Below are 7,379 nucleotides of genomic sequence, written 5' to 3'. Positions count from 1 at the left end.
GCTGAGGTCGACAGGCTGTAGCGGGAATTGTCCGACGAATAGCTTAGATAGCCGAGTGTACCCAAAGTATAGGTCAGGCGGGAAACGGTGGCCTTAGGCAATCCTGTGCGCTTTGCGAGCTCTTGATTTCCGAGAGGCCCATCGCCGCGTCTGAATGCACGCAGGATATCGAGACCGCGCGCCAGTGCCGTGACGAATTGCGGGTCCCGCTTTGAGGGAACGTCGTCACCGAAATCCGGAACGAGCGCCGTTTCTCTTTTTCGCATGGTTGTCTCTTCTTGCGCTCGTCGGCGCCCGGTCGGGATGCTCGACTGTTTTAGTTCCGTAGATCAAAATTATATTTCGTTATAGAGTAGCGCGCAAGACCCTTGCGAAACGGGCCGCTATGCAGGGAATCCGATGAGACGGGGGCCAATCCCTCGTGACGAAACAAACCGGCATGATCACCCAAGTTCCGGCTTGGCACTCGCTCCCGCATCGCGAATCATGTTTCGCGCGATCACGATCTGTTGGAGCTGCGTCGTGCCCTCATAGATCCTGAACAGGCGCACATCCCGGAAGAAGCGCTCGATGCCGTACTCGGCCATGTAGCCAGCGCCGCCGTGGATCTGGACAGCCTTGTCGGCGGTGCGCCCGACCATTTCGCTCGCAAACATCTTGCAGCAAGCGGCGTCCGTCGACACGTTATGGCCTTCGTCGCGGCGTCTGGCGGTTTCCATCACCATGCAGCGTGCCGCAAACGCCTCCGTTCGCATGTCGGCGAGCATGGCTTGGATTAGTTGAAACTGTGCGATGGCCTGGCCGAATTGCTTTCTGCTCATGGCGTATGTGAGACTATCGGCGGTCAGCCGTTCTGCAGCGCCGACACAGATCGCGCTGATATGAAGTCGTCCACGATCGAGAACCTTCATAGCGGTCTTGAAACCCTGGCCTTCTCGTTCAGGACCGCCGATGATGCTGTCCGCCGGCACGCGCACCTCGTCGAACATCACGTCGCAGGTATGCGCTCCGCGCTGTCCCATCTTCCGATCGGTCGGTCCGAGCTTGATGCCCTTATTGTCGGCCTCGACAAGAAACGCTGAAATGCCGCGCGCGTCGCTGCGGCTCGGGTCCGTGCGGGCAAACACGGTGAAGAGGCCCGCTTGTGGCGCGTTGGTAATGAAGCGTTTGGTGCCCGAGAGGACATACGAATCGCCGTCGCGGCGAGCAATTGTTCTCAAAGATGCCGCGTCCGTGCCCGAATCCGGCTCTGTCAGACAGAACGCTCCGATGACGCCGCCAGCCGCGAGCGCCGGAAGGTGTCGCCGCTTCTGTGCAGCGGTGCCGTCGACGACAATGCCCTGAGATCCGATGCCGTTATTCGTGCCGATGCGCGAGCGGAATGCTGGCGAGGTCCGACCGAGGAGAAACGCGACCTGAACTTCCTCCTCCGTCGACAATCCGAGACCGCCGTATTCTTCGGGAATGGTGAGGCCAAATAGCCCCATATCCCGCATGTCCTGTACGATCTCGTCCGGTATTCGGTCCTCGTCGGCCACGCGGTCTTCCAAGGGGCGAAGTCGCTCGTCCACGAAACGCGCGACGGTTGCAAGAAGGAGAGCGAGCGTCTCTCTATCGAGACTCATGATTGATCCGTGAAGTATTGGAATGAAGCCGAAGGGGGAGGTGATCGCGATGCGACGGAAGCCAGCTCATGCGATGACGCCTGCACGGCGCAAATCGCCGATCGCGCTCTCGTTGAGGGACAGGACGTCGCGGAGGATCGCGTTGGTGTGTTCTCCGAGACCCGGCGGCGCGGTCGGATCGACCGTCGGGGCATCGGATAGGCGAAGCGGACTTCGCACGGTACGAACGGTGCCCAATAAGGGATGGGGTGTGTCGATGACGACGTCGCGGTAGCGCGCGGCTTGAGAAGTAAGTGCCTCGGCGACACTTTTGACCTCGMCGGCGGGAATGGCGTTTTCGCTCAGGCGAAACATCAGGTCGGCCAGGGCGAAGCGATTGATTGCCTCTTGCAGCATCGGCAAAAGCGTGTCGCGGTTCTGAACTCGCGCCTGATTGGTTCGGAACCGATCATCGTCAACCAAATCGGGAGCCGCGAGAACATTCGCGCAAAGGCGGCGGTATTGTTCGTCGTTGCCGACGGCGAGGGCGACGATTCCGTCGAGACAAGTGAAAAGCTGATAGGGAACGATGCTTGGATGAGCATTGCCGAAGCGCTTCGGATCTCGTTCGGTATTGAGGTAACCGGACGCGACATTGGCGAGGAAGAAGAGTGCGCTGTCCGACAAAGCGATATCGAGGCGTTGGCCGTGACCGGTTCGCTCGCGCATATAGAGCGCCGCGAGGACGGCCTGAACGGCGTTCATTCCGGTCACCAGATCGATGAACGCAACGCCCAGCCGCATCGGCGCTCCATCGGGCTCGCCGGTAATCGCCATGAACCCGCATTCGGCCTGGAGGATGAAATCGTAGCCCGGTCGATCCTCCAGCGGATTGTCTCGACCGTACCCGGAAATTGAGCAATGGATGATGCGCGGATTGATCGCGCGGATGTCGTCATAAGTCAGGCCGAGTTTGCGCAGGCTGGAGGGTTTGAAATTCTCCACCAGAATGTCGGCTTGCGCGGCCAGATCGAGAATGATCTGGCGCCCTTCGGGATGAGTGAGATCGACGGCTATGCTGCGTTTGTTTCGGTTTGCGGCGAGGTAGTATGTGGCGATGCCTTGCGCCGATGGCGGCGACCAGGATCGCGTGTCGTCGCCGCCTTCCGGATGCTCGACTTTCCACACCTCGGCGCCGAGATCGCCGAGCGTCATCGTTGCCCAGGGGCCGGCCAGCACGCGCGAGAGGTCGAGTACCTTGATCCCCTGCAGAACGGCAGCCACTGAACTCTCCCTTCCAGCCCTTGCAGTCGATGGATTTCCGCACGATCGCGCAACACCTTCGTTCGTCGAAACGCAAACGAAAGCTGCGCGAAATGTGCTCCCCACGATCCACTCGGTTCGGTCACGCCCGTCACGCACTGGCCGTCAGCCTGGGCTTAACGACAAGGAGCGGAAACGAGCGACCGGTGCATTAATCTAAATTTTGTATCGCAAAAATTATTTCTGATTGCTTGTCGGATGAATAGACCTTGCCGATATCGACGTCAACGAGCAGAAATAAATTTTGCGATACGGAATAAATGAGGGTTACGCGGATCGCGTTGGTCGGGCGTTGCTTGGTCTAAGCGGAACGGGAGAAGGATGGCAGGCACCGTGGCCGTCTCTCCCTCTGCCTCATCGTCCTCGACTCAGCCAGGGCAGTTCGAGAGGACGCCCTGCAAATGAATCGGATGCGTGTCTTGACGTCGGTTCCTTCCCGAGTCTGACGCATGCTCTCGCTGGTCGGCGTGCCAAGTCTTTAAACCGCTTGAATGCCAACGGTTTCGGATAGGGCGGGATGGATTTCGCGCCAACTTTTCTAATCGCTTTCGCTCTGTCRAGGAGGCTCATGATGCGAGCGTCGAAAACGTTCGAATCGTCTTTATTTCGTATATCAAAATTTAATTCTGTCGTTGACGCAAAATGGGCCCGGTGCTAGTAAACTCGGCGGTTCATAAAACAGAAATAATTTCCATTCTACGGAATTAAATGGCAGACCCAAGGCGGTGATGCCGGCGTCCGGGGAAATGAGAAGGCAACTCGGCGGCGTGGGCGCGATGAGCGCGTCTGCCCCATAGGGAGGTTCGAATGACGCAATTACTCGACAAGAACGCACGGGCTTCGCGCAGAGCCACGATCGGCCTCGGCATCACGATGGTCGCTTCGCTTGCGCTCGCGACGGCAGCGCTCGGCCAAACAAAGGCAGGCGACGGTGGCGGGCTTGGAACTGCCGACGCGCCGGTTGAAGTCCGCATGATCGCCAACGAAGCATTTGCCAAGCAATGGCAAACCAACATGGTTCCCGAATTCAACAAGGTGTTTCCGAACATCAAGGTGAAGATCGATGGAGTGCCTTATGCCGAGCTGCTCGCAAAGAGCCTCCTCGACGTAACCGGCACCAAGCCGACCTACGATATCATCATCGCCGACGATCCGTGGATACCGCAGCTCGCTCAAACTGGTGCGCTTCTCGATCTCAAGAAGGACGCCGCAAAATGGACCGCGTCCGATTTCGATTGGACCGATTTCAATGCGGCTCCGCTCGCGGCCGGTGAGTGGAACGGCGCGCAGTACGGTGTTCCGCTGCGCTCGAACATGCTTCTCATGTTCACGAACAAAAGCCTCTACCAGAAGGCCGGCCTTCCCGCTCCCACGCCGAAACTGACGTGGAGCGAGTATATGGCTCAAGGGCCAAAGCTGGTTCTGGACACTAATGGCGACGGCAAGCCCGATGCGTGGGGCGTCGATACGTACTTCATGCGCGACGCTCTCACGCCCACCATCTGGCAGACGATCCTCAACTCCGACGGCGGCGTCTTGCTCGACAAGGACAACAAGTCCGCGTTCAACAACGAGAAAGGCGTAAAGGCGCTTCAGACGCATATCGATCTGTTGAAATTCGCGCCTCCCGGTGGTGTCAGCCACGGCTTCAACGAGTCGCTTCAGGCGTTCCGTCAGGGGCAGGTTGCGACCATGTTCATGTGGGGCAGCGTGTTCAAGGGAACGGCTGTCGATCAGGCGACGACGACGCTAACTCCCGATCAGGTCGGGATCCAGGTCATGCCAGTGGGCAGCGTCGGCCCGGGTGCGCATCGCGGCATCTGGAGCGGCGCGGTCACGAACAAGAGCGACCACCAGCAAGCGRCATGGGCGCTCCTTCAGTGGTTGAGCTCGAAGAAGGGCGAAATCTGGCACGCCAACACGCTCGGCGTTTTCCCGGCGCGCAAATCGACACTCGCCACGGCACCCGAACAAGCCTGGCTCGTTCCAGTCTATGCTGCTCTTCAGCAAGGCTATGATGCGGCGCAGGCTGGCCAAATGTGGCGTCCTCGCCTCGCCAAGTCGGATGCGGTGCAGCAGATCCTCGCGGAAGAAACCAGCCGCGCGATCTCAGGTGAGATTTCGGCCAAGGACGCGCTCGACAACGCGGCCCGCAAGATCGACCGACTGCGCAAGTAGGCCGCTTCATCGAGACATCATGAGCACAATACAACATGCTAAGCGCGCGCCGCGTCTCTCTCGGCGCGCGGCAAAGGTGGGGGACGTTGTCGCCCGCTGGGCATTCGTGACGCCCGCCGCAATCCTGCTTCTCGCGATGCTGGCATATCCGATCTTTTACACGATCGAGATCAGCTTCGCGGAGCTGGACCTCGGATCCTTTACGGCCACCGAGTGGGTTGGCTTCGACAATTACCTCAGCGTAATCGAAGACGATCGGTTCTGGAATTCGCTCCGCGTGACAGGGATCTATCTCGCCTTCGCGCTTCCCTTGCAGATGGTGCTGGGTTTTGGGATCGCTTTTCTCATCAACGCCGAATGGAAGGGGCGCGGCATCGTGCGTGCACTCTTCATCATTCCGATGGTCGTCGCACCGGTGGTCGCCGGCGGCGTCTGGCGAATGTTGCTGGATCCGCTCTGGGGGCTCGTGAACTATCTCCTCGGCTTGATCGGCGTTGGGCCCGTTGATTGGCTCGGAAATCCAAGTCTCGCCATGGCGACAGTCGTCATTGTCGATACGTGGCGGTGGACGCCTTTCGTCACGCTTATTGCGACTGCGGCCCTTCTCTCGCTTCCGCGCGACGTGTTCGAAGCCGCTGAGATCGACGGCGCCAATTGGTGGACGAAGTTCTGGTCGATCACCATCCCGCTGCTCATTCCCATCATTGCAGCGACGTTCATCGTGCGTTGGCTCGGCGCGGTCAAGATGTTCGACATCGCGCTCGCCGCGACCAATGGCGGTCCTGGTCACGCCACGAACGTCATCAACCTGTTTATCTACGAAGAGGCGTTCCGATCGCTCAAGTTCGCGGAATCAGCGGCGATGGCCGTCATCATCCTCGTTCTGACCATGGTGCTGACCGGAATATTTCTCCTCGGAACCAAGAAGTTGGAGGACAGGCATTGACTGAATTTGCTGTCCCGACTCGCAGGCGCCGCAAACTTCCGATCGGCCGCTATGTGCGGATCTGGGGAGGCATCATTGCATGCGCCGTCTTCCTGTTCCCCATTTTCTGGATGGTGCTGACGTCGTTCAAGATGCCGAGAGACATCTTTACGACCCCGCCGACGCTCTTCTTTACCCCGACCATCGAGACATATACGAGCTATCTGCAGCACGCCGATATTCCAAACCGCATGCTCAATACGGTGATCGTCGCGTGCGGTGCGGGCCTTATCTCGATCGTTGCCGGATCGATGGCAGGGTATGCACTCGCGCGCATTCGCTTGCGCGGCCTTGCGACCGTCGGCGCGCTGATCCTCCTGTCTCGGGGTGTTCCGCCAATTGCGCTGGCCGTCCCGATGTTTCTCGTCGCGCGCAGCCTCGGCGTGACCGACAAGCACATCACCCTGATCCTTGCTTATTGCACGTTCCTCATCCCGTACGTGATGTGGCTGATGCGCGGCTTCTTCAAAGCGCTTCCCCCCGAGCTGGAAGAATCCGCCATGCTCGACGGGTGCACGCGGTTCGGCGCCTTCTTTCGGATCATCGTGCCGATTTCATTGCCCGGGATCCTGTCGACACTGATCTTCAGCATCATCCTGGCGTGGGAAGAACTGCTGTTCGCGCTCGTGCTCACCAACCGGGATGCAACAACGATTCCTGTCGCAATTGCGGGCATCGCCGGGGACACGGTCAACGGTGCGAACTGGGGGGCTCTCACCGCTGTCGGCACGCTGACCGTGCTTCCTGTCGTCGTGTTTGCTTTGCTCGTTCAAAAATGGCTGATCAAGGGGCTCGCCGATGGCGCCACGAAGGGATGACGGCATGCGAACCGAGCGCGAAATCACCGAACCGGTCGACATGTGTCTCTCCAATGGTCGCCTAAACCCGGCTGCCATTGGATGGAGTCGCAAGCCGCTGCACCGTGCCAACTTGAAGGGATGGGGACGCAACAAACGGTTTGAGTATTGGTGCGTCATCACCGAGGACTTCCTGGTCACGGCAAATATCTCTCATCATGATTATCGTGCCAATATCGCATCGACCTTCATCGATCTGCGGACGCACGACGTTTGCGCAACACGTGAGAACCGCTGGCTTCCGCCGGCTGGAGCATTGTCCGATTTGACACTGAGCGCGCCGATGATTGCCACGGGCAAGGACATCCTTGTCCGATTGCTGCCCAACGAGCGGGGAACGGCACTTCACGTTGCAACGGCGCGCGTCAAGCTCGACCTTCAAGTGTTCGAGGATCCCGACCACGAGTCGATGGGTGTGCTGGTCCCGTGGAG

At 59.2% G+C, this 7,379-nt stretch carries 7 protein-coding genes; 4 read left to right on the top strand and 3 right to left on the bottom strand.

Annotated features, from left to right (window positions below):
* The 3 genes from AC1DT3_RS08595 to AC1DT3_RS08585 form a co-directional block, all read right to left on the bottom strand.
* Nucleotides 1-266 (bottom strand): helix-turn-helix domain-containing protein (locus AC1DT3_RS08595; RefSeq protein WP_477464837.1); only part of this gene is annotated, 266 nt, incomplete at its 3' end.
* A 177-nt stretch (nt 267-443) separates the two neighbouring features.
* Entirely contained in the window at nt 444-1,625 is a 1,182-nt protein-coding gene (locus AC1DT3_RS08590) for an acyl-CoA dehydrogenase family protein (RefSeq protein WP_477464836.1), read from the bottom strand.
* A gap of 66 nt (nt 1,626-1,691) precedes the next feature.
* On the bottom strand, nt 1,692-2,888 hold the full coding sequence (locus AC1DT3_RS08585; protein ID WP_477464835.1) for a CaiB/BaiF CoA transferase family protein: 1,197 nt from the start codon (nt 2,886-2,888) through the stop codon (nt 1,692-1,694).
* A gap of 846 nt (nt 2,889-3,734) precedes the next feature.
* On the opposite strand from AC1DT3_RS08585, the gene AC1DT3_RS08580 reads away from it, so the two are divergent.
* From AC1DT3_RS08580 to AC1DT3_RS08565, 4 genes are all read left to right on the top strand, one after another.
* Nucleotides 3,735-5,105: an ABC transporter substrate-binding protein gene (locus AC1DT3_RS08580; protein ID WP_477464834.1), complete on the top strand. Its 1,371-nt coding sequence runs from the start codon at nt 3,735-3,737 to the stop codon at nt 5,103-5,105.
* A 19-nt stretch (nt 5,106-5,124) separates the two neighbouring features.
* Nucleotides 5,125-6,051 (top strand): carbohydrate ABC transporter permease, encoded by a 927-nt coding sequence (locus tag AC1DT3_RS08575; RefSeq protein WP_477464833.1) that lies wholly within the window; start codon nt 5,125-5,127, stop codon nt 6,049-6,051.
* The gene (locus AC1DT3_RS08570; RefSeq protein ID WP_477464832.1) at nt 6,048-6,908 is read left to right on the top strand and encodes a carbohydrate ABC transporter permease; all 861 of its coding nucleotides are present in this window, start codon (nt 6,048-6,050) and stop codon (nt 6,906-6,908) included. Before AC1DT3_RS08575 ends, AC1DT3_RS08570 begins: the two co-directional genes overlap by 4 nt.
* Before the next feature lie 4 nt (nt 6,909-6,912).
* Nucleotides 6,913-7,379 (top strand): DUF2804 family protein (locus AC1DT3_RS08565; RefSeq protein WP_477464831.1); only part of this gene is annotated, 467 nt, incomplete at its 3' end.

This window comes from Microvirga sp. P4_G7, assembly GCF_056401005.1.
Note: the sequence above shows the minus strand (reverse complement) of the source record. Positions and strands in the feature narration are given on the sequence as shown.

Bases quoted from the DNA above. Each gene is read 5' to 3' on its own strand.
- AC1DT3_RS08590 (WP_477464836.1), bottom strand. From the start codon at position 1,625: ATGAGTCTCGATAGAGAGACGCTCGCTCTCCTTCTTGCAACCGTCGCG.
- AC1DT3_RS08575 (WP_477464833.1), top strand. From the start codon at position 5,125: ATGAGCACAATACAACATGCTAAGCGCGCGCCGCGTCTCTCTCGGCGC.